Raw genomic sequence first — 21,205 nt, forward strand, 5'->3', positions numbered from 1 at the left:
GTCATTGTTGTTCTCCTTCTCAGTGGCCCATGAGTTGATCAATGGCGTCAGGTTTATCGTGAACACCAAAGCGATCCACGATAGTGGCGCTGGCCTCGTTTAAGCCCAGCACTTCGACTTCAGTACCTTCACGGCGGAACTTAATGACTACCTTGTCCAGGGCTGCAACAGCGGTGATATCCCAGAAGTGTGCACGATTCAGGTCGATGGTTACCTTGTTCAGGGCTTCCTTGAAGTCGAAGGCTGCGACGAACTTGTCAGCCGAGCTGAAGAACACCTGACCGGTGACGTTATAGCTACGATGCTCGCCGGCTTCGTCCAGCGAAGAACTGATCGCCATGTAATGGCCAACCTTGTTGGCGAAGAACATCGCAGCCAGTAGCACGCCGGCTAACACGCCGAAGGCCAGGTTGTGGGTGGCCACCACGACCACCACGGTGACGACCATGACAATGTTGGTCGACAACGGATGCTTCTTCAGGTTGCGCAGCGAATCCCAACTGAAGGTGCCGATGGACACCATGATCATCACTGCCACCAGCGCAGCCATTGGGATCTGCTTCAGCCAGTCGCCGAGGAAAACCACCATCAGCAGCAGAAATACGCCTGCGGCAAGAGACGACAGGCGAGAACGACCGCCGGATTTCACGTTAATGATCGACTGACCAATCATCGCGCAGCCAGCCATACCGCCGATCAGACCCGAAGCAATGTTGGCCACGCCCTGGCCCTTGCACTCGCGGTTCTTGTCACTCGGGGTGTCGGTCAGGTCGTCGACAATGGTCGCGGTCATCATCGACTCCAACAGACCGACCACAGCCAGTGCTGCCGAATAAGGAAAGATGATGGCCAGCGTCTCGAATGTCAGCGGCACATCAGGCCAGAGGAAGATCGGTAGCGTATCCGGCAGTTCACCCATATCACCGACCGTGCGGATATCCAGACCAACCGACATGGCGACGGCGGTCAGCACGATGATGCACACCAGCGGCGATGGGATGAGCTTGCCGATCTTGGGGACATAGGGGAACAGATAGATGATGCCGAGGCCTGCGGCTGTCATGGCGTAGACGTGCCAGGTGACATTAGTCAGCTCGGGCAGCTGAGCCATGAAAATCAGGATCGCCAGTGCATTGACAAAACCGGTCACCACCGAGCGCGAGACGAAGCGCATCAGCGATCCGAGCTTCAGGTAGCCAGCAGCAATTTGTAGCACGCCACATAGCAGCGTGGCGGCCAGCAGATATTCAAGACCATGGTTCTTGACCAGAGTCACCATCAGCAGTGCCATGGCACCCGTTGCGGCCGAAATCATGCCTGGGCGGCCACCGACAAAGGCGATCACCACAGCGATACAGAAAGAGGCGTAAAGGCCGACCTTAGGGTCAACGCCAGCAATGATCGAGAAGGCGATGGCTTCAGGGATTAGGGCCAGTGCGACCACAAGACCGGCGAGGATGTCGCCACGGATGTTGGATAACCAGGTTTGTTTTAACGAGTGGAGCATCAGAATTCCCAAGGCAATGGATCGCGCAGCACAGCATGGCGCAGGCCAAGTGCAGCTGGTCGATACGAGGTCAAATGTCGGATGTAGAGGAGCTGTGGCGGGTGTTAAAACCTAAAGCACAGCAGAAAGCGACCGCTGGCAGAGCAAGCAGTCACAGATGATGCGGGGGGGCGAAGCGCTATGGCGGCGTAGGCAGCCAGATCATGTTTTGCAGGGTAAGCATGAGGTCTTATCGAGTGTCTTTAGTAACTCAATGGCCGCAACAGTCTACAGGAAGAGGGCAATTTCTGCGAGTCACCCCCGGACTAGGGCGTCCTGTTTGGATGTCAGCCTGAGCTATACCCTAACTGTGTCATTTTCAGAAGACGACTGCACCAGTTGATTGGGCGTAATGGCTGTTGTGCAGCCAGCTCCTGACAGTTCAATATCAGAAGTGATCTGCACCAATCTCGACTATGCTCAATACTCGTGTGCACCAAAGCGAGGTGAGCATGGCGACGGAGGCTCTGTTGCAAAGATTGGCGGCAGTCAGAGGTAGGCTGTCGCTCTGCGCCGATCAGGCGGCTGCTGCGAAATGGTGGTTGAGCATGCCCATGGCCTCCGTCAGCGCCGAGGGCCCAATGCCAAAAGCTCTCTCCACAAGGCGCACCTCGCCCCTGATGCCGGGCTGCAGGCACCAGGGGCGAGCCTGTCCTTTGCGCAGGGCTCGCATGACTTCGAATCCCTTGATCGTGGCATAGGCCGTGGGGATCGATTTGAAACCGCGCACCGGCTTGATCAGTATCTTGAGCTTTCCGTGATCGGCCTCGATCACGTTATTGAGATACTTCACCTGCCGGTGGGCCGTCTCCCGGTCCAGCTTTCCTTCGCGCTTCAATTCGGTGATCGCTGCACCATAGCTCGGCGCTTTGTCGGTATTGAGCGTGGCAGGCTTTTCCCAGTGCTTCAGGCCTCGCAGGGCCTTGCCCAGGAACCGCTTCGCTGCCTTGGCGCTGCGGGTCGGCGACAGGTAGAAATCGATCGTGTCGCCCCGCTTGTCGACTGCCCGGTACAGGTAGGTCCACTTGCCCCGCACCTTGACGTAGGTTTCATCCAGGCGCCAGCTCGGATCAAAGCCACGCCGCCAGAACCAGCGCAGCCGCTTCTCCATCTCCGGGGCGTAGCACTGGACCCAGCGATAGATCGTCGTATGGTCGACCGAAATGCCGCGTTCCGCCAGCATTTCCTCAAGGTCGCGATAGCTGATCGGATAGCGACAATACCAGCGCACCGCCCACAGGATCACATCACCCTGGAAATGGCGCCACTTGAAATCCGTCATCGTTCCGTCCGTCCAATCTCCGCCAAGCATGCTCAAGCTTCACGATTTTTGCAACAGAGCCCACACGAGTATTGAGCATAGTCGAGATTGGTGCAGATCACTTCTGATATTGAACTGTCAGGAGCTGGCTGCACAACAGCCATTACGCCCAATCAACTGGTGCAGTCGTCTTCTGAAAATGACATTTGGTATCTCTCATAAACGGATGTTTTTGAGAGAACTATCTTCGGCCTTCACACGCACGAAAGGCGGCGAAGCTCCGCCGTTAATCCGTCCGCCGGAGATCTCGCCCAGGCAGGCTGAAGGCCGAGCAAGCCTGACAGGCCCGAAAAGCCCGGCACGGGCGTCGGCGGCGATGACGGCGGCGGCATTATCCAGGGTTGATGATGGAAGTGGAGGATATCGACAACCTCTCGCGCAACCAAGACATCGCGGTCGGACTGCAAGTGATCTTGAAGCCACGGGCCCGTCCCACCCCGACATGGACCTCGATGCCCGAACGGACGTTAGATTTCGAGTTCTAGGCGTTCTGCGATGAAGGTTGGATCCCAGCCGGGATTGAAAGTGTCGACGTGGGTGAATCCGAGCCGCTCGTATAGGCCACGCAGGTTCGGGTGGCAGTCGAGCCGCAGCTTGGCGCACCCCTGCGTTCGCGCGGCATGGCGGCAAGCCTCGATCAGCGCGGAGCTGACACCCCGGCCCGCATGTGTCCGTCGCACCGCGAGCTTGTGCAGATATGCGGCCTCCCCCTTGAGGGCGTCGGGCCAGAACTCGGGATCCTCGGCCGACAAGGTGCAACAGCCGACGATGCCGTCGCTGCAACTCGCGACTAGGAGCTCGGATCTCAGGACGAAGGTCTCCGCGAATGTCCGGTCGATCCGCGCGACGTCCCAGGCGGGCGTTCCCTTGGCGGACATCCACGCCGCAGCGTCGTGCATCAGCCGCACAACCTCGTCGATATCACCCGAGCAGGCGACCCGAACGTTCGGAGGCTCCTCGCTGTCCATTCGCTCCCCTGGCGCGGTATGAACCGCCGCCTCATAGTGCAGTTTGATCCTGACGAGCCCAGCATGTCTGCGCCCACCTTCGCGGAACCTGACCAGGGTCCGCTAGCGGGCGGCCGGAAGGTGAATGCTAGGCATGATCTAACCCTCGGTCTCTGGCGTCGCGACTGCGAAATTTCGCGAGGGTTTCCGAGAAGGTGATTGCGCTTCGCAGATCTCCAGGCGCGTGGGTGCGGACGTAGTCAGCGCCATTGCCGATCGCGTGAAGTTCCGCCGCAAGGCTCGCTGGACCCAGATCCTTTACAGGAAGGCCAACGGTGGCGCCCAAGAAGGATTTCCGCGACACCGAGACCAATAGCGGAAGCCCCAACGCCGACTTCAGCTTTTGAAGGTTCGACAGCACGTGCAGCGATGTTTCCGGTGCGGGGCTCAAGAAAAATCCCATCCCCGGATCGAGGATGAGCCGGTCGGCAGCGACCCCGCTCCGTCGCAAGGCGGAAACCCGCGCCTCGAAGAACCGCACAATCTCGTCGAGCGCGTCTTCGGGTCGAAGGTGACCGGTGCGGGTGGCGATGCCATCCCGCTGCGCTGAGTGCATAACCACCAGCCTGCAGTCCGCCTCAGCAATATCGGGATAGAGCGCAGGGTCAGGAAATCCTTGGATATCGTTCAGGTAGCCCACGCCGCGCTTGAGCGCATAGCGCTGGGTTTCCGGTTGGAAGCTGTCGATTGAAACACGGTGCATCTGATCGGACAGGGCGTCTAAGAGCGGCGCAATACGTCTGATCTCATCGGCCGGCGATACAGGCCTCGCGTCCGGATGGCTGGCGGCCGGTCCGACATCCACGACGTCTGATCCGACTCGCAGCATTTCGATCGCCGCGGTGACAGCGCCGGCGGGGTCTAGCCGCCGGCTCTCATCGAAGAAGGAGTCCTCGGTGAGATTCAGAATGCCGAACACCGTCACCATGGCGTCGGCCTCCGCAGCGACTTCCACGATGGGGATCGGGCGAGCAAAAAGGCAGCAATTATGAGCCCCATACCTACAAAGCCCCACGCATCAAGCTTTTGCCCATGAAGCAACCAGGCAATGGCTGTAATTATGACGACGCCGAGTCCCGACCAGACTGCATAAGCAACACCGACAGGGATGGATTTCAGAACCAGAGAAAGAAAATAAAATGCGATGCCATAACCGATTATGACAACGGCGGAAGGGGCAAGCTTAGTAAAGCCCTCGCTAGATTTTAATGCGGATGTTGCGATTACTTCGCCAACTATTGCGATAACAAGAAAAAGCCAGCCTTTCATGATATATCTCCCAATTTGTGTAGGGCTTATTATGCACGCTTAAAAATAATAAAAGCAGACTTGACCTGATAGTTTGGCTGTGAGCAATTATGTGCTTAGTGCATCTAACGCCGGAGTTAAGCCGCCGCGCGTAGCGCGGTCGGCTTGAACGAATTGTTAGACATCATTTACCAACTGACTTGATGATCTCGCCTTTCACAAAGCGAATAAATTCTTCCAAGTGATCTGCGCGTGAGGCCAAGTGATCTTCTTTTTGTCCCAGATAAGCTTGCTTAGCTTCAAGTAAGACGGGCTGATACTGGGCAGGTAGGCGTTTTATTGCCCAGTCGGCAGCGACATCCTTCGGCGCGATTTTGCCGGTTATTGCGCTGTACCAAATGCGGGACAACGTAAGCACTACATTTCGCTCATCGCCGGCCCAGTCGGGCTGCGAGTTCCATAGCTTCAAGGTTTCCCTCAGCGCCTCGAATAGATCCTGTTCAGGAACCGGGTCAAAGAATTCCTCCGCTGCCGGACCTACCAAGGCAACGCTATGTTCTCTTGCTTTTGTAAGCAGGATAGCTAGATCAATGTCGATCATGGCTGGCTCGAAGATACCCGCAAGAATGTCATTGCGCTGCCATTCTCCAAATTGCAGCTCGCGCTTAGCCGGATAACGCCACGGGATGATGTCGTCATGCACGACAAGGGTGACTTCTATAGCGCGGAGCGTCTCGCTCTCGCCAGGGAAAGCCGAAGCCTCCATAAGGTCATTGAGCAATGCTCGCCGCGTCGTTTCATCAAGCTTTACGGCCACAGTAACCAACAAATCAATATCGCTGTATGGCTTCAGGCCGCCATCCACTGCGGAGCCGTACAAATGCACGGCCAGCAACGTTGATTCCAGATGGCGCTCAATGACGCTTAGCACCTCTGATAGTTGGTTCGAAATTTCGATGGTCACCGCTACCCTCATGATGTCTAACTTTGTTTTAGGGCGACTGCCCTGCTGCGTAACATCGTTGCTGCTCCATAACATCAAACATCGACCCACGGCGTAACGCGCTTGCTGCTTGGATGCCCGAGGCATAGACTGTACAAAAAAACAGTCATAACAAGCCATGAAAACCGCCACTGCGCCGTTACCACCGCTGCGTTCGGTCAAGGTTCTGGACCAGTTGCGTGAGCGCATACGCTACTTGCATTACAGTTTACGAACCGAACAGGCTTATGTCCACTGGGTTCGTGCCTTCATCCGTTTCCACGGTGTGCGTCACCCGGCAACCTTGGGCAGCAGCGAAGTCGAGGCATTTCTGTCCTGGCTGGCGAACGAGCGCAAGGTTTCGGTCTCCACGCATCGTCAGGCATTGGCGGCCTTGCTGTTCTTCTACGGCAAGGTGCTGTGCACGGATCTGCCCTGGCTTCAGGAGATCGGAAGACCTCGGCCGTCGCGGCGCTTGCCGGTGGTGCTGACCCCGGATGAAGTGGTTCGCATCCTCGGTTTTCTGGAAGGCGAGCATCGTTTGTTCGCCCAGCTTCTGTATGGAACGGGCATGCGGATCAGTGAGGGTTTGCAACTGCGGGTCAAGGATCTGGATTTCGATCACGGCACGATCATCGTGCGGGAGGGCAAGGGCTCCAAGGATCGGGCCTTGATGTTACCCGAGAGCTTGGCACCCAGCCTGCGCGAGCAGCTGTCGCGTGCACGGGCATGGTGGCTGAAGGACCAGGCCGAGGGCCGCAGCGGCGTTGCGCTTCCCGACGCCCTTGAGCGGAAGTATCCGCGCGCCGGGCATTCCTGGCCGTGGTTCTGGGTTTTTGCGCAGCACACGCATTCGACCGATCCACGGAGCGGTGTCGTGCGTCGCCATCACATGTATGACCAGACCTTTCAGCGCGCCTTCAAACGTGCCGTAGAAGGCACTGTTGCAAAGTTAGCGATGAGGCAGCCTTTTGTCTTATTCAAAGGCCTTACATTTCAAAAACTCTGCTTACCAGGCGCATTTCGCCCAGGGGATCACCATAATAAAATGCTGAGGCCTGGCCTTTGCGTAGTGCACGCATCACCTCAATACCTTTGATGGTGGCGTAAGCCGTCTTCATGGATTTAAATCCCAGCGTGGCGCCGATTATCCGTTTCAGTTTGCCATGATCGCATTCAATCACGTTGTTCCGGTACTTAATCTGTCGGTGTTCAACGTCAGACGGGCACCGGCCTTCGCGTTTGAGCAGAGCAAGCGCGCGACCATAGGCGGGCGCTTTATCCGTGTTGATGAATCGCGGGATCTGCCACTTCTTCACGTTGTTGAGGATTTTACCCAGAAACCGGTATGCAGCTTTGCTGTTACGACGGGAGGAGAGATAAAAATCGACAGTGCGGCCCCGGCTGTCGACGGCCCGGTACAGATACGCCCAGCGGCCATTGACCTTCACGTAGGTTTCATCCATGTGCCACGGGCAAAGATCGGAAGGGTTACGCCAGTACCAGCGCAGCCGTTTTTCCATTTCAGGCGCATAACGCTGAACCCAGCGGTAAATCGTGGAGTGATCGACATTCACTCCGCGTTCAGCCAGCATCTCCTGCAGCTCACGGTAACTGATGCCGTATTTGCAGTACCAGCGTACGGCCCACAGAATGATGTCACGCTGAAAATGCCGGCCTTTGAATGGGTTCATGTGCAGCTCCATCAGCAAAAGGGGATGATAAGTTTATCACCACCGACTATTTGCAACAGTGCCCATAGGCTTCATCAGCGCCTGACTGGCGAGCACGATTCCGGCCCTAGCCGCAGGATCGCGCAGGACGACCTAGTTACGAACCAGGCCGAGTGTTCCTGACATCCATCGGCACCATAGTTCTGCTTATCCGGCACGCGCGCGTCAGGGGTGTGGTGAACTACAAAGCAGACCCGTTGAGGTTATCAGTTCGATGCACAATCAGCAGCGCATAAAATATGCACAAGAACAGGAGCACCCTTCGCATTAAGCTGTGGTGGTAACAAGTAGTGCCGGGCTACCATCAGCGAGCATGATGCGCTCCCACAGCATTCGCCTTGGCAGTATGGAAGTTCCTCGCTCCAGTTCGGGCCGGTATCCACCTCGAGTGACCCCAGCCGCCCCTCATGCCAACCGAGCCCATTAAGCGCAGAGTCGGCCGCAACTATCTCGGGGACGCATAAACACGCAGCGATTTACCAAGGAGTTCGGCTAGGTCAATCCGCAATTCCCTTTGCCTGGCCGGAGATGCCGCGAGCAAACAATGTGTCCGGTCGCTACCAGATGGACTTTGTGGGCGGAGGATTGCACCAGACGCTTCAGCGCAGCGTCGTACGATGAATCGGAAGGCCCGGTAAGCAATTGAAGAACCGCTGACCACCTCCCATCCGACAATGCAAGGGTGCCCCGCTCCCAGCGCGACACGGTTGCCTGATCCACACCCATTAATTCAGCTAGGTGACTTTGCTTCATATGACGAAGCAACCGCGCCCTCCGCACCTGCCGCCCCCTGTCATTCGTCAACATTCTTCAGCACCTCAATGTCGTTCGTAGTGAGCCTCATTTTTTCAAGACCGCCGATGATGAGAGCCAGGCCTCGCTCGAATGCCGCGTCCGGACCGCCTTCGTAGACGATTTTCATCGCGCTCTGTAGGCGCGCCGGCATCGTAGACGCTGAGGTGGTCAACTGATCTTCGCCCCGCTCCTCGGCGTCTGCCTCGCTAGCTTGCTGCTCAAGAACAGCGCCGACGGTGAAGTAGCTGATTGCCATCAACGCATAGGTCGCGTCACCTGCCGAAAAGCCAGCATCGCAAAGGAAGCGAAGCTGCGCGTCGGCTTTTTCCATCTGCGGCGCGGCTGGCCGCGTCCCGGCATGAATACGCGCGCCATCGCGATAAGCGAGCAACGCCCGTCGAAAACTGCATGCATTGCCCTTCAGGAACGAACGCCAGTCGTCGTCATCCCTTGGCGTCGAATGCGTGTGATTTATCGTCAGCATGGCTTCGGCAAGTGCGTCGAGCAACGCACGCTTGTTCTTGAAATGCCAGTAGAGCGCTGGCTGTTGCACCCCGAGGCGCTCAGCCAGTCGGCGCGTCGTTAGACCTTCCATGCCCACGTCGTTAAGCAGTTCGAGCGCGGTTCGGATCACGGCCTCGCGTTGGAGCTTGTTCATTCGCGAATTCTCATGTTTGACAGCTTATCATCGATAAGCTTTAATGCGGTAGTTTATCACAGTTAAATTGCTAACGCAGTCAGGCACCGTGTATGAAATCTAACAATGCGCTCATCGTCATCCTCGGCACCGTCACCCTGGATGCTGTAGGCATAGGCTTGGTTATGCCGGTACTGCCGGGCCTCTTGCGGGATATCGTCCATTCCGACAGCATCGCCAGTCACTATGGCGTGCTGCTAGCGCTATATGCGTTGATGCAATTTCTATGCGCACCCGTTCTCGGAGCACTGTCCGACCGCTTTGGCCGCCGCCCAGTCCTGCTCGCTTCGCTACTTGGAGCCACTATCGACTACGCGATCATGGCGACCACACCCGTCCTGTGGATCCTCTACGCCGGACGCATCGTGGCCGGCATCACCGGCGCCACAGGTGCGGTTGCTGGCGCCTATATCGCCGACATCACCGATGGGGAAGATCGGGCTCGCCACTTCGGGCTCATGAGCGCTTGTTTCGGCGTGGGTATGGTGGCAGGCCCCGTGGCCGGGGGACTGTTGGGCGCCATCTCCTTGCATGCACCATTCCTTGCGGCGGCGGTGCTCAACGGCCTCAACCTACTACTGGGCTGCTTCCTAATGCAGGAGTCGCATAAGGGAGAGCGTCGACCGATGCCCTTGAGAGCCTTCAACCCAGTCAGCTCCTTCCGGTGGGCGCGGGGCATGACTATCGTCGCCGCACTTATGACTGTCTTCTTTATCATGCAACTCGTAGGACAGGTGCCGGCAGCGCTCTGGGTCATTTTCGGCGAGGACCGCTTTCGCTGGAGCGCGACGATGATCGGCCTGTCGCTTGCGGTATTCGGAATCTTGCACGCCCTCGCTCAAGCCTTCGTCACTGGTCCCGCCACCAAACGTTTCGGCGAGAAGCAGGCCATTATCGCCGGCATGGCGGCCGACGCGCTGGGCTACGTCTTGCTGGCGTTCGCGACGCGAGGCTGGATGGCCTTCCCCATTATGATTCTTCTCGCTTCCGGCGGCATCGGGATGCCCGCGTTGCAGGCCATGCTGTCCAGGCAGGTAGATGACGACCATCAGGGACAGCTTCAAGGATCGCTCGCGGCTCTTACCAGCCTAACTTCGATCATTGGACCGCTGATCGTCACGGCGATTTATGCCGCCTCGGCGAGCACATGGAACGGGTTGGCATGGATTGTAGGCGCCGCCCTATACCTTGTCTGCCTCCCCGCGTTGCGTCGCGGTGCATGGAGCCGGGCCACCTCGACCTGAATGGAAGCCGGCGGCACCTCGCTAACGGATTCACCACTCCAAGAATTGGAGCCAATCAATTCTTGCGGAGAACTGTGAATGCGCAAACCAACCCTTGGCAGAACATATCCATCGCGTCCGCCATCTCCAGCAGCCGCACGCGGCGCATCTCGGGCAGCGTTGGGTCCTGGCCACGGGTGCGCATGATCGTGCTCCTGTCGTTGAGGACCCGGCTAGGCTGGCGGGGTTGCCTTACTGGTTAGCAGAATGAATCACCGATACGCGAGCGAACGTGAAGCGACTGCTGCTGCAAAACGTCTGCGACCTGAGCAACAACATGAATGGTCTTCGGTTTCCGTGTTTCGTAAAGTCTGGAAACGCGGAAGTCCCCTACGTGCTGCTGAAGTTGCCCGCAACAGAGAGTGGAACCAACCGGTGATACCACGATACTATGACTGAGAGTCAACGCCATGAGCGGCCTCATTTCTTATTCTGAGTTACAACAGTCCGCACCGCTGCCGGTAGCTATTGACTATCCGGCTGCACTAGCCCTGCGTCAGATGGCTCTGATCCAAGGCAAACTGCCAAAATATCTGCTGGCACCGGAAGTCAGCGCCCTGCACCATTATGTTCCGGATCTGCATCGCAGGATGCTGCTGGCTACCCTGTGGAACACCTACATCTGTATTAACGAAGCGCTGGCATTGACCCTGAGTGATTTTTCTCTGGTGCCGCCTTATCACTGTTGAAGGCCACCGCTCATCACGCGTTTGCTGACATTGAGCCCTGCCGGCCGATCGGCCTGAGACTCTCAGCACAGGAGACGGCGGGTGACGAGCGTATACTTTTTCGACGCTTGGTTGCGGTCGCGCTAGGCGTGGCCGCCGACGAACCCGCTGGTGTCGCCCTTGCGGAGCAGCGCAAGGCGGACCTTGCCACGACATCCCCTCGCCCGCCGATCGTCTAAATTCGTCGAGGTTAAGAAATTCCCGCTCCGGCGAGGCCATCACCATCACCGGCGTCAGGTAGTGGACATGGCAGCAGCGCACGCAGGGGCACTGTTGCAAAGTTAGCGATGAGGCAGCCTTTTGTCTTATTCAAAGGCCTTACATTTCAAAAACTCTGCTTACCAGGCGCATTTCGCCCAGGGGATCACCATAATAAAATGCTGAGGCCTGGCCTTTGCGTAGTGCACGCATCACCTCAATACCTTTGATGGTGGCGTAAGCCGTCTTCATGGATTTAAATCCCAGCGTGGCGCCGATTATCCGTTTCAGTTTGCCATGATCGCATTCAATCACGTTGTTCCGGTACTTAATCTGTCGGTGTTCAACGTCAGACGGGCACCGGCCTTCGCGTTTGAGCAGAGCAAGCGCGCGACCATAGGCGGGCGCTTTATCCGTGTTGATGAATCGCGGGATCTGCCACTTCTTCACGTTGTTGAGGATTTTACCCAGAAACCGGTATGCAGCTTTGCTGTTACGACGGGAGGAGAGATAAAAATCGACAGTGCGGCCCCGGCTGTCGACGGCCCGGTACAGATACGCCCAGCGGCCATTGACCTTCACGTAGGTTTCATCCATGTGCCACGGGCAAAGATCGGAAGGGTTACGCCAGTACCAGCGCAGCCGTTTTTCCATTTCAGGCGCATAACGCTGAACCCAGCGGTAAATCGTGGAGTGATCGACATTCACTCCGCGTTCAGCCAGCATCTCCTGCAGCTCACGGTAACTGATGCCGTATTTGCAGTACCAGCGTACGGCCCACAGAATGATGTCACGCTGAAAATGCCGGCCTTTGAATGGGTTCATGTGCAGCTCCATCAGCAAAAGGGGATGATAAGTTTATCACCACCGACTATTTGCAACAGTGCCCCGTAGAACAAGCAGGCATCACGAAGCCCGCCACACCGCACACCCTCCGCCACTCGTTCGCGACGGCCTTGCTCCGCAGCGGTTACGACATTCGAACCGTGCAGGATCTGCTCGGCCATTCCGACGTCTCTACGACGATGATTTACACGCATGTGCTGAAAGTTGGCGGTGCCGGAGTGCGCTCACCGCTTGATGCGCTGCCGCCCCTCACTAGTGAGAGGTAGGGCAGCGCAAGTCAATCCTGGCGGATTCACTACCCCTGCGCGAAGGCCATCGGTGCCGCATCGAACGGCCGGTTGCGGAAAGTCCTCCCTGCGTCCGCTGATGGCCGGCAGCAGCCCGTCGTTGCCTGATGGATCCAACCCCTCCGCTGCTATAGTGCAGTCGGCTTCTGACGTTCAGTGCAGCCGTCTTCTGAAAACGACAAACTGGATGTCAGGCAAGGCGCATCACGCCGTCAGAATAGAGTCCGCTTTCACATTCTTTGACACATGCTTGCCAAGGTCATAGATTTCAGCCTGACAAATTCAAGGCTTCGGGCGCAATGGAACCAAAAACCAACGCAAGCCCTGCCGCCCATCCAGCCCATGGAGGCATCTTGCAGGGACAACGCATCGGTTACGTCCGGGTCAGCAGCTTCGACCAGAACCCGGAACGCCAACTTGAACAGGTCGAGGTCGGCAAGCTGTTCACCGACAAAGCCTCGGGCAAGGACACCCAGCGTCCCCAGCTGGAGGCCATGCTCGGTTTCGTTCGCGAAGGCGACACCGTGGTGGTGCACAGCATGGATCGCCTGGCACGAAACCTCGATGATTTGCGCCGCCTGGTGCAGAAGCTGACCCAGCGCGGTGTGCGCATCGAGTTCTTGAAGGAAGGCCTGGTGTTCACCGGCGAGGACTCGCCGATGGCCAACCTGATGCTGTCGGTCATGGGGGCCTTTGCCGAGTTTGAGCGCGCCCTGATTCGCGAGCGGCAGCGCGAGGGCATCGCCCTGGCCAAGCAGCGCGGTGCCTACCGGGGCCGCAAGAAAGCCCTCTCCGACGAGCAAGCCATCACGCTGCGGCAGCGGGCCGCTGCGGGCGAGCCGAAGGCGCAGCTCGCCCGCGAGTTCGGCATCAGCCGAGAAACCCTCTATCAGTACCTTCGCAAGGACGACTGAACCATGCCGCGTCGCTCGATTCTCTCGGCTACGGAGCGCGACACCTTGCTTGCGTTGCCGGAAAGCCAGGATGACCTGATCCGCTACTACACCTTCAACGACTCCGACCTGTCGCTGATCCGCCAGCGGCGCGGCGACGCCAACCGCCTGGGCTTCGCGGTGCAGCTCAGCCTGCTGCGCTACCCCGGCTATGCGTTGGGCACCGACAGCGAGCCGCCCGAGCCGGTCATCCAGTGGGTGGCCAAGCAAGTTCAGGCCGACCCGGCGAGTTGGTTGAAGTACGGCGAACGCGACGTGACTCGCCGCGAGCACGCCCAGGAACTGCGCACCTACCTACAACTGGCCCCGTTCGGCCTGTCCGACTTCCGCGCCCTGGTGCGCGAGCTGACCGAGTTGGCCCAGCAGACCGACAAGGGCTTACTGCTGGCCGGTCAGGCCCTGGAGAGCCTGCGACAGAAGCGGCGCATTCTGCCGGCGTTGAGCGTAATTGATCGAGCTTGTTCGGAGGCCATTGCGCGGGCCAATCGCCGAGTCTACCGCGCCCTGGTCGAACCACTCACGGACTCGCATCGGGCCAAGCTGGACGAGCTGTTGAAGCTCAAGGCCGGCAGCAGCATCACCTGGTTGACCTGGCTGCGACAGGCACCGCTGAAACCGAACTCCCGCCACATGCTCGAACACATCGAGCGGCTGAAGACATTTCAGCTGGTGGACTTGCCCGAAGGCCTGGGCCGACACATCCACCAGAACCGCCTGCTCAAGCTGGCCCGCGAGGGTGGGCAGATGACGCCCAAAGACCTCGGCAAGTTCGAGCCGCAGCGACGCTACGCGACCCTGGCCGCCGTGGTGCTGGAGAGCACCGCGACGGTGATTGATGAGTTGGTCGATCTGCACGACCGTATCCTGGTCAAGCTGTTCAGCAGCGCGAAGCACAAGCATCAGCAGCAGTTCCAGAAGCAGGGCAAGGCGATCAACGACAAGGTGCGCCTGTACTCGAAGATCGGCCAGGCTCTGCTGGAAGCCAAGGAAAGCGGTAGCGATCCCTATGCCGCCATTGAGGCGGTGATTCCCTGGGACGAGTTCACCGAGAGCGTCAGCGAGGCCGAGCTGCTGGCCCGGCCGGAAGGCTTCGACCATCTGCACCTGGTCGGCGAGAACTTCGCCACTCTGCGCCGTTACACGCCGGCCTTGCTGGAGGTGCTGGAACTGCGCGCTGCCCCGGCTGCGCAAGGCGTGCTGGCAGCCGTGCAGACCCTGAGCGAGATGAACGCCTACAACCTGCGCAAGGTGCCGGCCGATGCGCCCACCGCCTTCATCAAGCCGCGCTGGAAGCCGCTAGTGATAACCCCGGAAGGCCTCGACCGGCGCTTCTACGAAATCTGCGCCCTGTCCGAGCTGAAGAACGCGCTGCGCTCCGGTGACATCTGGGTCAAGGGCTCGCGGCAGTTCCGCGACTTCGACGACTACCTGCTGCCGGCAGAGAGGTTCGCCGCGCTCAAGCATGCGCAGGCTCTGCCCCTGGCGATCAACCCGAACAGCAACCAGTACCTGGAAGAGCGCTTGCAGCTGCTGGACGAGCAGCTGGCCACCGTCACCCGCCTGGCCAAGGACAACGAGCTGCCCGATGCCATCCTCACCGAGTCCGGGCTGAAGATCACCCCGCTGGATTCCGCGGTGCCCAATACCGCGCAGGCGCTGATCGACCAGACCAGCCATTTGCTGCCGCGCATCAAGATCACCGAACTGCTGATGGACGTGGACGACTGGACGGGCTTCAGCCGCCACTTCACACACCTGAAGGACGGTGCCGAGGCCAAAGACCGGACATTGCTGCTGTCAGCGATCCTGGGCGATGCAATCAACCTCGGGCTGACCAAGATGGCCGAGTCGAGCCCCGGCCTGACCTACGCCAAGCTGTCCTGGCTGCAAGCCTGGCACATCCGAGACGAAACCTACTCGGCGGCCCTGGCCGAGCTGGTCAACCACCAGTACCGTCATACCTTCGCCGCTCACTGGGGCGACGGCACGACCTCTTCTTCCGATGGCCAGCGCTTCCGGGCGGGTGGTCGAGGCGAAAGCACCGGCCACGTCAACCCGAAGTACGGCAGCGAGCCGGGGCGGCTGTTCTACACCCACATCTCCGACCAGTACGCACCGTTCAGCACCCGCGTGGTGAATGTCGGCGTGCGCGACTCTACCTATGTGCTCGACGGTCTGCTGTACCACGAGTCCGACTTGCGGATCGAGGAGCACTACACTGACACGGCTGGCTTCACCGATCATGTCTTCGCCCTGATGCACCTGCTGGGCTTCCGCTTCGCACCGCGCATCCGCGACCTCGGAGAAACCAAGCTGTATGTTCCGAATAGCGTCCAGGACTACCCGACATTGCGCCCAATGGTTGGCGGCACCCTGAACATCAAGCACGTCCGCGCCCATTGGGACGACATCCTGCGCCTGGCCAGCTCGATCAAGCAGGGCACGGTCACCGCCTCGCTGATGCTGCGCAAGCTCGGCAGCTATCCGCGCCAGAACGGCCTGGCCGTGGCCCTGCGCGAGCTGGGCCGGATCGAGCGCACGCTTTTCATCCTCGATTGGTTGCAAAGCGTCGAGCTGCGCCGGCGCGTGCATGCTGGACTGAACAAGGGCGAAGCCCGCAACTCCCTGGCCAGGGCGGTGTTCTTCAACCGCCTCGGCGAGATCAGGGATCGGAGCTTCGAGCAGCAGCGCTACCGGGCCAGTGGCCTCAACCTGGTGACGGCCGCCATCGTGTTGTGGAACACGGTGTACTTGGAGCGCGCCACCCAGGCGATGGGCGATGCGGGGAAGTCGGTGGATGGTGAGCTGCTGCAATACCTGTCGCCGCTGGGGTGGGAGCACATCAATCTGACCGGCGATTATGTCTGGCGGCAGAGCCGCAGGCTGGAGGACGGGAAGTTTCGGCCGCTAAGGCTGCCCGGAAAACCTTAGCGTACGATTTTTTCCGTTTTCTCTATTCGCCCCCAGGATGGCAGCGTGGCGGTGAGCAGCGACCACCAGATCAGCGTGAACTACCCCATCAAACTCTCGGCTGCGGGCGTGGAGGCAGCCAGGCAGGCAGAGTCCTGAGTCAAGCGAGCGTAGCTTGCCTGGCAAAGGCCTCGAGACAGCGTGCCCCAAGCAGTACCGTGTTGATCGCGGGGGCCGCTGAGCGGCCCTTAGCGACAAATGCCACCTTCACGGGGATTTTTCGACGTCCCGCGGTGGCTTGGCAGGTCCTTGAGGGTCGACTTGCGGATCCTCCACATCTGGCGAATCGGGGTCGAAACCCAAGTCCTGGCGTTTGTTCGCCTTCTCGGACGAATGGGGCCCTTGGGGATGTTTTTCTGGCTGTTGTGGTTCAGGCATGAGGCTTTCTCCGGTGAGTGTCTAGGGAAGAAACCACCGGCCGGGAAAAGTTTGATTAATCTACAGCTAGCCGGGCTCGGCATTGAACCAACGCTTCATCACGTTGCTTCAGCTGCTCCTCGAGCTGCTGCAGTTGACGAGCCTGCTCCGTGCACAAGTCGCGCCTGGCCTCGAGGCTCTGTGCCTGCACATCCAGCTGCCGACGCATTTCCTCGCTTGCACCCTGCGCCTGGGCCAGGATCGTGCGCAAGCCCTGGATCTGTGCATCACGCTGCTCCAGCAACTCGTCCTGCGCCCTGCAGGCGCTGGCGGCCTGGCGATGCTCACCCAGCAAGCGCTCGTTGTCGCGGTGCAGGCGGGTCAGCTCGTCCTGCTTGACGATCATGCCTTGCTGCAGTTGACGCACCTCCACCTGCAACTGTTGCAGCTGCGCTTCGTGGCGGCGCTGCTCCTGTTCACGCTGTTCGCGGCTGGCGTTGCGGTAGTGCTCCAGCGCGTCGCGGGCATGACGGTGCTTGTCTTCCAGTGATTTTACCTGCTCCTCCTTGTCGGCCAGGCGCACCTGCAACTCGCCCAGCGACTGGTTGAGGCTGGCACTGCGCAGCTGTTCGGCCTGCAGGGTGCTTTGGGTGGAAAGCAGTTTTTCCGATTCGGCGGCCAGTGCGGCCACATCGATCTGATGCTGTTGGTGCGCCGCAGCCAGTGCCTGCTGGGCAATGGCCAGTTGTGCCTCCAGCTGTTCGCGCTGTCGTGTGAAGGCGCTTTCCGCCTGCTCGATCTTCAGGTCGGCCTCGTCCTGCAACTGGGTTGCCAGTTGCCCGACCATTCGGCTCAGCACGTCACTCAGCGCAATGCCACCCTCGGAAGCCACGGGTTGCTGGCCGTTCAACTCTTTCAGGTAGCGGTGAATCGTGGTCTTGGAGCCGGTGTTGCCCAGCTCGATACGTATCGCATCGATGCTGGGGTTCTCGCCCCGGGCAATCAGCGCCTGACGTGCCTGCTGCACTACAACCTTGTTTATACCGCCCCGGGCCATGCTTGCTCCTACGATTTTGTACCGTGTTATGTACCATGTAATTACATACCGATTATGAAGGCAAGCCATTGCCCGAGCAAACATTTCCTATGGTGGAATAATCACGGCTTATCGCATGTGAATGGTTCCTGGGAGCTGTGCGCGGGCATAAACCAGTACGCCAGACAGCAAAGCGCCCCGCTCGGCTTCAAGCCGGCGGGGCGCTGCAGAATGCTGAAGCAGGAGCGTCAGCTGTAGTGTTCAACCCTGGCAGGTGTTCTACGCATGAGCACCTTGCCGTTGCGTACCGACACCAGCGCATGCCCCTGGCTGCGCACCATTTCGTAATCGTCCGGCGCAGACAGCAGCAACAGGTTGGCCGGCCGCCCCACTTCGATGCCGTAACGCTCGCCCAGGTTCAGGGTGCGGGCGCTGTTGTCGGTGATCAGGTCCAGGCAGCGCTGCAGGTCTTCGTAGCCAAGCATGTGGCAGATGTGCAGGCCGGCCTCCAGAATACGCAGGATGTTGCCATTGCCCAGCGGGTACCAAGGGTCGACGATGGAATCCTGGCCAAAGCACACGTTCATCCCGGCCCGGTCGAGTTCGGCCACGCGGGTGACGCCGCGGCGTTTCGGGTAGTTGTCGAAACGCCCTTGCAGGTGAATGCTCTCGGTCGGGCAAGATACGAAATTGATACCCGACTGCTTGAGCAGGCGGAACAGCTTGTAGCAGTAGGCATTGTCGTACGAGCCCATGGCCACGGTATGGCTGGCTGTCACCCGGGCGCCCATGTCGCGCACCCGCGCCTCTTCGGCCAGCACTTCGAGAAAGCGCGACTGCGGGTCGTCGGTCTCGTCGCAATGCACATCCACCAGGCAGCCGGTACGTTCGGCCAGGTCCATCAGGAACTTGACCGACGACACGCCCTGGTCGCGGGTGTTCTCGAAGTGTGGAATGCCGCCGACCACGTCGGCACCGATGGCCACCGCTTCGGTCATCAGCGCCCGGCCGTTGGCGTACGACTCGATACCCTCCTGGGGGAAGGCGACGATCTGCAGGTCGAGCAGGTGGCGCACTTCGTCACGCACTTCGACCATGGCCTTTAGCGCAGTCAGGGTGGGGTCGGTGACATCGACATGGGTACGCACATGCTGGATGCCATGATCCACCAGCATGCCGATGGTCTTCTTTGCGCGGTTCTTGATGTCGTCGTGGGTGGTGATTGCCTTGCGCTCGGCCCAGCGCTCGATGCCTTCGAACAGGGTCCCGCTCATGTTCCACTGCGGCTCGCCGGCGGTCAGCGTGGCGTCCAGGTGGATGTGCGGTTCGATAAAGGGCGCCACCACCAGGTTCTGCCCGGCATCCAGGTCATCGGCAGCGCGCGCCGCCACCCCTTCGGCCTGGGGCACGATGGCGGCGATGCGTTCGCCGTTGAGTTCGATGCGAAACAGGCCGGACCTGCCGCGCAGGCGTGCGTTGATGATGTTCATGATGCTTCTCCCTGGGCTTTGCGGGTGGCCCTACCAGCATATTGGCCTAAATCTCATCTACCCGGTTAGCGCGGACCTTTGTAGGAGCGGCCTTGTGTCGCGAAAGGGCTGCGAAGCAGCCCCAGGATTTCAGCGCAGAAGCACAAATTGCTGGGGCTGCTTCGCAGCCCTTTCGCGACACAAGGCCGCTCCTACAAGAGTCCGCGCAGGGCCATGCAGTGCGTTATTGGCTAGCCAACCCCATCTGCCAGAAGTCCGCCTCCAGGCTGGACGCCTGGCCGAAGATCTCCACCAGCTCGGCAAACCGTTGCTCGGTCATGCTCCGCGCTGCCAGCTCGTCCAGATGCTTGCGCGCCGCTGTGGCGACACCCTGGTAGCCCTCGCCGGCATACTCGGCGATCCACTCGCGGTACGGGTGATTGCTCAGATCGCCAATGCGCTCGGACAACGCCCGGCCAATCTCGGCATAACCGATCACGCAAGGCGCCAGCGCCACATGCAACTCCAGCAGGTCACCCGCGGCACCGCAGTCCAGCACATAGCGGGTATAGGCAACCGTGGCCTGGTGTTCGGGCGCGGCCTCGATATCGGCCTGCGTCAGGCCCCAGCGCGCGCACAGGCGCAAGTGCAGTTCGGTTTCATCCAGAATCGCCGCCAGCCCGGCCTGCGCGGCGCGGATGTCGGCCGGTCGACGGCTCTTGTAGGCAGCCAGTGCCCAGGCGCGGGCGAACTGGATGAGGAACAGGTAATCCTGTACCAGGTAGGTGCGGAAGGCGGCTTCGCTCAACGTACCCTCGCCCATCTGGCGCACGAATTCGTGGTCGACGTAGCTGTTCCACTGCGGCGTGGCGGCAGCCTTGAGGCGGTCGAAGATATCCATGCTCATTTGTCCTCCGGGTAGACGGCATCGAAGAAGGCCAGCTCCAGCGCCACGGTGCGCTGGTAGAAGTCACCCGCCAGCACGGCGTCCTGCGGGCCGACGCGGTCGAGTTCGGCTTGCAGGAAGGCAACGAAGTCCTGGAATGCCGGGTTGTCGTGCAGGGTGATCCATTCAGCGTGGACGAAGTTGTCCGGCATTGGCTTTGGCGCCTTCAACGCCCAGTCCAGGTACAGGCCTTCGGCGACGTTGAGCACCGCCAGCGCGGCCGCATAGGACCGGGTGGCCGCCGCTTCGCGCATGATCGCCTTGAAGCCTGCGGTCGGGACGGTGTCGGCTGGTTCGCTGCGTTGTGCGGGGCTTACCCCCAAGGCCTCGAAGGCGCGCAGGAAGTAGGTGTTCTCGTCACTGGAGATCATCCCGGCAAAGCGCCCGAAGCGCAGGCGCGCCTCGAAGGTGTCGGCGGTGGCGATGGCCGCGCCCAGCAAGGTCAGGAAGCTGTCGAGGAAGCGATGGTCCTGCACCAGGTAGTCGACCATGATCGGGTCCGGCAGGCTGCCGTCGCACAATTGGGTGACGAAGCGGTGGCCAACGGCCGCCGACCAGGTCGGCTCGCTGCGGCGGCGCAGGGACTGGCTGAAGCGTTCGGTCATGTTGCTGTCCTTGATGGGGGTGACAGCGAGACCGCGGTGATTGGCATGGACGGGCCTCGCAGTGAGGCCGGCAAAAAGGCAGGTTTCAAGTCCCAATCCCTTCGCCGGCATGATCCGGATCAGGTTCGAAGGGTCACCGCGCTGCAGCATCCAGCGGTTTCTCAGCCCGGTGCCGGGCTCCCCTTGGTGGCGCTCAGG

The 21,205-nt window shown here is 59.8% G+C and carries 20 protein-coding genes, 2 pseudogenes and 1 riboswitch; of the genes and pseudogenes, 6 read left to right on the forward strand and 16 right to left on the reverse strand.

What is annotated here, in order from left to right:
* Positions 1 to 19 precede the first annotated feature (19 nt).
* The 6 genes from QN085_RS13110 to QN085_RS13145 form a co-directional block, all read right to left on the reverse strand.
* Complete coding sequence (locus tag QN085_RS13110) at positions 20 to 1,507, reverse strand: SulP family inorganic anion transporter (protein WP_003090759.1); 1,488 nt, start codon at positions 1,505 to 1,507, stop codon at positions 20 to 22.
* Between the two features lie 556 nt (positions 1,508 to 2,063).
* Positions 2,064 to 2,828: an IS6-like element IS6100 family transposase gene (locus QN085_RS13120; RefSeq protein ID WP_001389365.1), complete on the reverse strand. Its 765-nt coding sequence runs from the start codon at positions 2,826 to 2,828 to the stop codon at positions 2,064 to 2,066.
* A 506-nt stretch (positions 2,829 to 3,334) separates the two neighbouring features.
* Positions 3,335 to 3,835, reverse strand: a complete 501-nt coding sequence (locus QN085_RS13130) for a GNAT family N-acetyltransferase (RefSeq protein ID WP_000376623.1) — start codon at positions 3,833 to 3,835, stop codon at positions 3,335 to 3,337.
* 127 nt (positions 3,836 to 3,962) lie between these two features.
* The gene (gene sul1 / locus QN085_RS13135; RefSeq protein ID WP_000259031.1) at positions 3,963 to 4,802 is read right to left on the reverse strand and encodes a sulfonamide-resistant dihydropteroate synthase Sul1; all 840 of its coding nucleotides are present in this window, start codon (positions 4,800 to 4,802) and stop codon (positions 3,963 to 3,965) included.
* On the reverse strand, positions 4,796 to 5,143 hold the full coding sequence (locus QN085_RS13140) for a quaternary ammonium compound efflux SMR transporter QacE delta 1 (RefSeq protein ID WP_000679427.1): 348 nt from the start codon (positions 5,141 to 5,143) through the stop codon (positions 4,796 to 4,798). The genes sul1 and QN085_RS13140 overlap by 7 nt, the downstream gene beginning before the upstream one ends.
* A 163-nt stretch (positions 5,144 to 5,306) precedes the next feature.
* A complete protein-coding gene (locus QN085_RS13145; RefSeq protein ID WP_001261740.1) occupies positions 5,307 to 6,098 on the reverse strand; it encodes an ANT(3'')-Ia family aminoglycoside nucleotidyltransferase AadA2 in 792 nt (263 codons plus the stop codon).
* A 145-nt stretch (positions 6,099 to 6,243) separates the two neighbouring features.
* On the opposite strand from QN085_RS13145, the pseudogene intI1 reads away from it, so the two are divergent.
* Positions 6,244 to 7,041: pseudogene (intI1, locus tag QN085_RS13150) on the forward strand (class 1 integron integrase IntI1); the annotation flags it as partial.
* A 52-nt stretch (positions 7,042 to 7,093) separates the two neighbouring features.
* Here the strand turns inward: intI1 and QN085_RS13155 are convergent.
* From QN085_RS13155 to tetR(C), 3 genes are all read right to left on the reverse strand, one after another.
* Entirely contained in the window at positions 7,094 to 7,798 is a 705-nt protein-coding gene (locus QN085_RS13155) for an IS6-like element IS26 family transposase (RefSeq protein ID WP_001067855.1), read from the reverse strand.
* Positions 7,799 to 8,329: 531 nt separating this feature from the next.
* Positions 8,330 to 8,644, reverse strand: coding sequence for a helix-turn-helix domain-containing protein (locus QN085_RS25850; RefSeq protein WP_061342203.1), 315 nt, complete (start codon positions 8,642 to 8,644; stop codon positions 8,330 to 8,332).
* On the reverse strand, positions 8,631 to 9,290 hold the full coding sequence (gene tetR(C), locus QN085_RS13160) for a tetracycline resistance transcriptional repressor TetR(C) (protein ID WP_001038045.1): 660 nt from the start codon (positions 9,288 to 9,290) through the stop codon (positions 8,631 to 8,633). The genes QN085_RS25850 and tetR(C) overlap by 14 nt, the downstream gene beginning before the upstream one ends.
* A gap of 92 nt (positions 9,291 to 9,382) precedes the next feature.
* Here tetR(C) and tet(C) point away from each other — a divergent pair, with 92 nt between their 5' ends.
* Positions 9,383 to 10,573, forward strand: coding sequence for a tetracycline efflux MFS transporter Tet(C) (tet(C), locus tag QN085_RS13165; RefSeq protein WP_001297013.1), 1,191 nt, complete (start codon positions 9,383 to 9,385; stop codon positions 10,571 to 10,573).
* 55 nt (positions 10,574 to 10,628) lie between these two features.
* Here the strand turns inward: tet(C) and QN085_RS25855 are convergent, their stop codons facing one another.
* Positions 10,629 to 10,757: a type VI secretion protein gene (locus tag QN085_RS25855; protein ID WP_001260374.1), complete on the reverse strand. Its 129-nt coding sequence runs from the start codon at positions 10,755 to 10,757 to the stop codon at positions 10,629 to 10,631.
* Positions 10,758 to 11,022: 265 nt separating this feature from the next.
* On the opposite strand from QN085_RS25855, the gene QN085_RS13175 reads away from it, so the two are divergent.
* Positions 11,023 to 11,301 carry a site-specific integrase gene (locus QN085_RS13175; protein ID WP_000015696.1) on the forward strand — a complete coding sequence of 93 codons (279 nt, stop codon included), beginning with the start codon at positions 11,023 to 11,025 and terminating at the stop codon, positions 11,299 to 11,301.
* Between the two features lie 357 nt (positions 11,302 to 11,658).
* On the opposite strand, the gene QN085_RS13180 is transcribed toward QN085_RS13175, so the two are convergent.
* Entirely contained in the window at positions 11,659 to 12,363 is a 705-nt protein-coding gene (locus QN085_RS13180; protein WP_001067855.1) for an IS6-like element IS26 family transposase, read from the reverse strand.
* A gap of 65 nt (positions 12,364 to 12,428) precedes the next feature.
* Between QN085_RS13180 and QN085_RS13185 the strand changes: the two are divergent.
* The 3 genes and pseudogenes from QN085_RS13185 to QN085_RS13195 form a co-directional block, all read left to right on the forward strand.
* Positions 12,429 to 12,650 (forward strand): annotated as a pseudogene (locus QN085_RS13185) (tyrosine-type recombinase/integrase); the annotation flags it as partial.
* A gap of 374 nt (positions 12,651 to 13,024) precedes the next feature.
* Positions 13,025 to 13,585: a recombinase family protein gene (locus tag QN085_RS13190; protein ID WP_003090771.1), complete on the forward strand. Its 561-nt coding sequence runs from the start codon at positions 13,025 to 13,027 to the stop codon at positions 13,583 to 13,585.
* A gap of 3 nt (positions 13,586 to 13,588) precedes the next feature.
* A complete protein-coding gene (locus QN085_RS13195) occupies positions 13,589 to 16,555 on the forward strand; it encodes a Tn3 family transposase (protein ID WP_003090772.1) in 2,967 nt (988 codons plus the stop codon).
* A gap of 246 nt (positions 16,556 to 16,801) precedes the next feature.
* On the opposite strand, the gene QN085_RS13200 is transcribed toward QN085_RS13195, so the two are convergent.
* From QN085_RS13200 to QN085_RS13220, 5 genes are all read right to left on the reverse strand, one after another.
* Positions 16,802 to 16,972 (reverse strand): DUF6021 family protein, encoded by a 171-nt coding sequence (locus QN085_RS13200; RefSeq protein WP_230397094.1) that lies wholly within the window; start codon positions 16,970 to 16,972, stop codon positions 16,802 to 16,804.
* A 55-nt stretch (positions 16,973 to 17,027) separates the two neighbouring features.
* Positions 17,028 to 18,008: a DNA-binding protein gene (locus tag QN085_RS13205; protein WP_023661657.1), complete on the reverse strand. Its 981-nt coding sequence runs from the start codon at positions 18,006 to 18,008 to the stop codon at positions 17,028 to 17,030.
* Between the two features lie 227 nt (positions 18,009 to 18,235).
* Positions 18,236 to 19,477, reverse strand: coding sequence for a cytosine deaminase (codA, locus tag QN085_RS13210; protein ID WP_023661658.1), 1,242 nt, complete (start codon positions 19,475 to 19,477; stop codon positions 18,236 to 18,238).
* A gap of 223 nt (positions 19,478 to 19,700) precedes the next feature.
* A complete protein-coding gene (gene tenA, locus QN085_RS13215) occupies positions 19,701 to 20,363 on the reverse strand; it encodes a thiaminase II (protein ID WP_013972655.1) in 663 nt (220 codons plus the stop codon).
* Positions 20,360 to 21,007, reverse strand: coding sequence for a TenA family protein (locus QN085_RS13220; protein ID WP_024087147.1), 648 nt, complete (start codon positions 21,005 to 21,007; stop codon positions 20,360 to 20,362). Before QN085_RS13220 ends, tenA begins: the two co-directional genes overlap by 4 nt.
* 79 nt (positions 21,008 to 21,086) lie before the next feature.
* Positions 21,087 to 21,201: riboswitch (TPP riboswitch) on the reverse strand.
* Positions 21,202 to 21,205: the final 4 nt, after the last annotated feature.

Source organism: Pseudomonas sp. M2(2023) (assembly GCF_030263955.1).
Classification (GTDB): domain Bacteria; phylum Pseudomonadota; class Gammaproteobacteria; order Pseudomonadales; family Pseudomonadaceae; genus Aquipseudomonas; species Aquipseudomonas asiatica.

What these genes read in the sequence shown, in the direction of transcription:
- codA (WP_023661658.1), bottom strand. Translation starts at nt 19,477, where the DNA reads ATGAACATCATCAACGCACGCCTGCGCGGCAGGTCCGGCCTGTTTCGC.
- QN085_RS13140 (WP_000679427.1), bottom strand. Translation starts at nt 5,143, where the DNA reads ATGAAAGGCTGGCTTTTTCTTGTTATCGCAATAGTTGGCGAAGTAATC.
- QN085_RS13205 (WP_023661657.1), bottom strand. Translation starts at nt 18,008, where the DNA reads ATGGCCCGGGGCGGTATAAACAAGGTTGTAGTGCAGCAGGCACGTCAG.
- QN085_RS13175 (WP_000015696.1), top strand. Translation starts at nt 11,023, where the DNA reads ATGAGCGGCCTCATTTCTTATTCTGAGTTACAACAGTCCGCACCGCTG.
- QN085_RS13180 (WP_001067855.1), bottom strand. Translation starts at nt 12,363, where the DNA reads ATGAACCCATTCAAAGGCCGGCATTTTCAGCGTGACATCATTCTGTGG.
- QN085_RS13145 (WP_001261740.1), bottom strand. Translation starts at nt 6,098, where the DNA reads ATGAGGGTAGCGGTGACCATCGAAATTTCGAACCAACTATCAGAGGTG.
- QN085_RS25855 (WP_001260374.1), bottom strand. Translation starts at nt 10,757, where the DNA reads ATGCGCACCCGTGGCCAGGACCCAACGCTGCCCGAGATGCGCCGCGTG.
- QN085_RS13120 (WP_001389365.1), bottom strand. Translation starts at nt 2,828, where the DNA reads ATGACGGATTTCAAGTGGCGCCATTTCCAGGGTGATGTGATCCTGTGG.
- QN085_RS13110 (WP_003090759.1), bottom strand. Translation starts at nt 1,507, where the DNA reads ATGCTCCACTCGTTAAAACAAACCTGGTTATCCAACATCCGTGGCGAC.
- QN085_RS13130 (WP_000376623.1), bottom strand. Translation starts at nt 3,835, where the DNA reads ATGGACAGCGAGGAGCCTCCGAACGTTCGGGTCGCCTGCTCGGGTGAT.
- QN085_RS13220 (WP_024087147.1), bottom strand. Translation starts at nt 21,007, where the DNA reads ATGACCGAACGCTTCAGCCAGTCCCTGCGCCGCCGCAGCGAGCCGACC.
- QN085_RS13200 (WP_230397094.1), bottom strand. Translation starts at nt 16,972, where the DNA reads ATGCCTGAACCACAACAGCCAGAAAAACATCCCCAAGGGCCCCATTCG.
- QN085_RS25850 (WP_061342203.1), bottom strand. Translation starts at nt 8,644, where the DNA reads ATGTTGACGAATGACAGGGGGCGGCAGGTGCGGAGGGCGCGGTTGCTT.
- tenA (WP_013972655.1), bottom strand. Translation starts at nt 20,363, where the DNA reads ATGAGCATGGATATCTTCGACCGCCTCAAGGCTGCCGCCACGCCGCAG.
- sul1 (WP_000259031.1), bottom strand. Translation starts at nt 4,802, where the DNA reads ATGGTGACGGTGTTCGGCATTCTGAATCTCACCGAGGACTCCTTCTTC.
- QN085_RS13195 (WP_003090772.1), top strand. Translation starts at nt 13,589, where the DNA reads ATGCCGCGTCGCTCGATTCTCTCGGCTACGGAGCGCGACACCTTGCTT.
- QN085_RS13155 (WP_001067855.1), bottom strand. Translation starts at nt 7,798, where the DNA reads ATGAACCCATTCAAAGGCCGGCATTTTCAGCGTGACATCATTCTGTGG.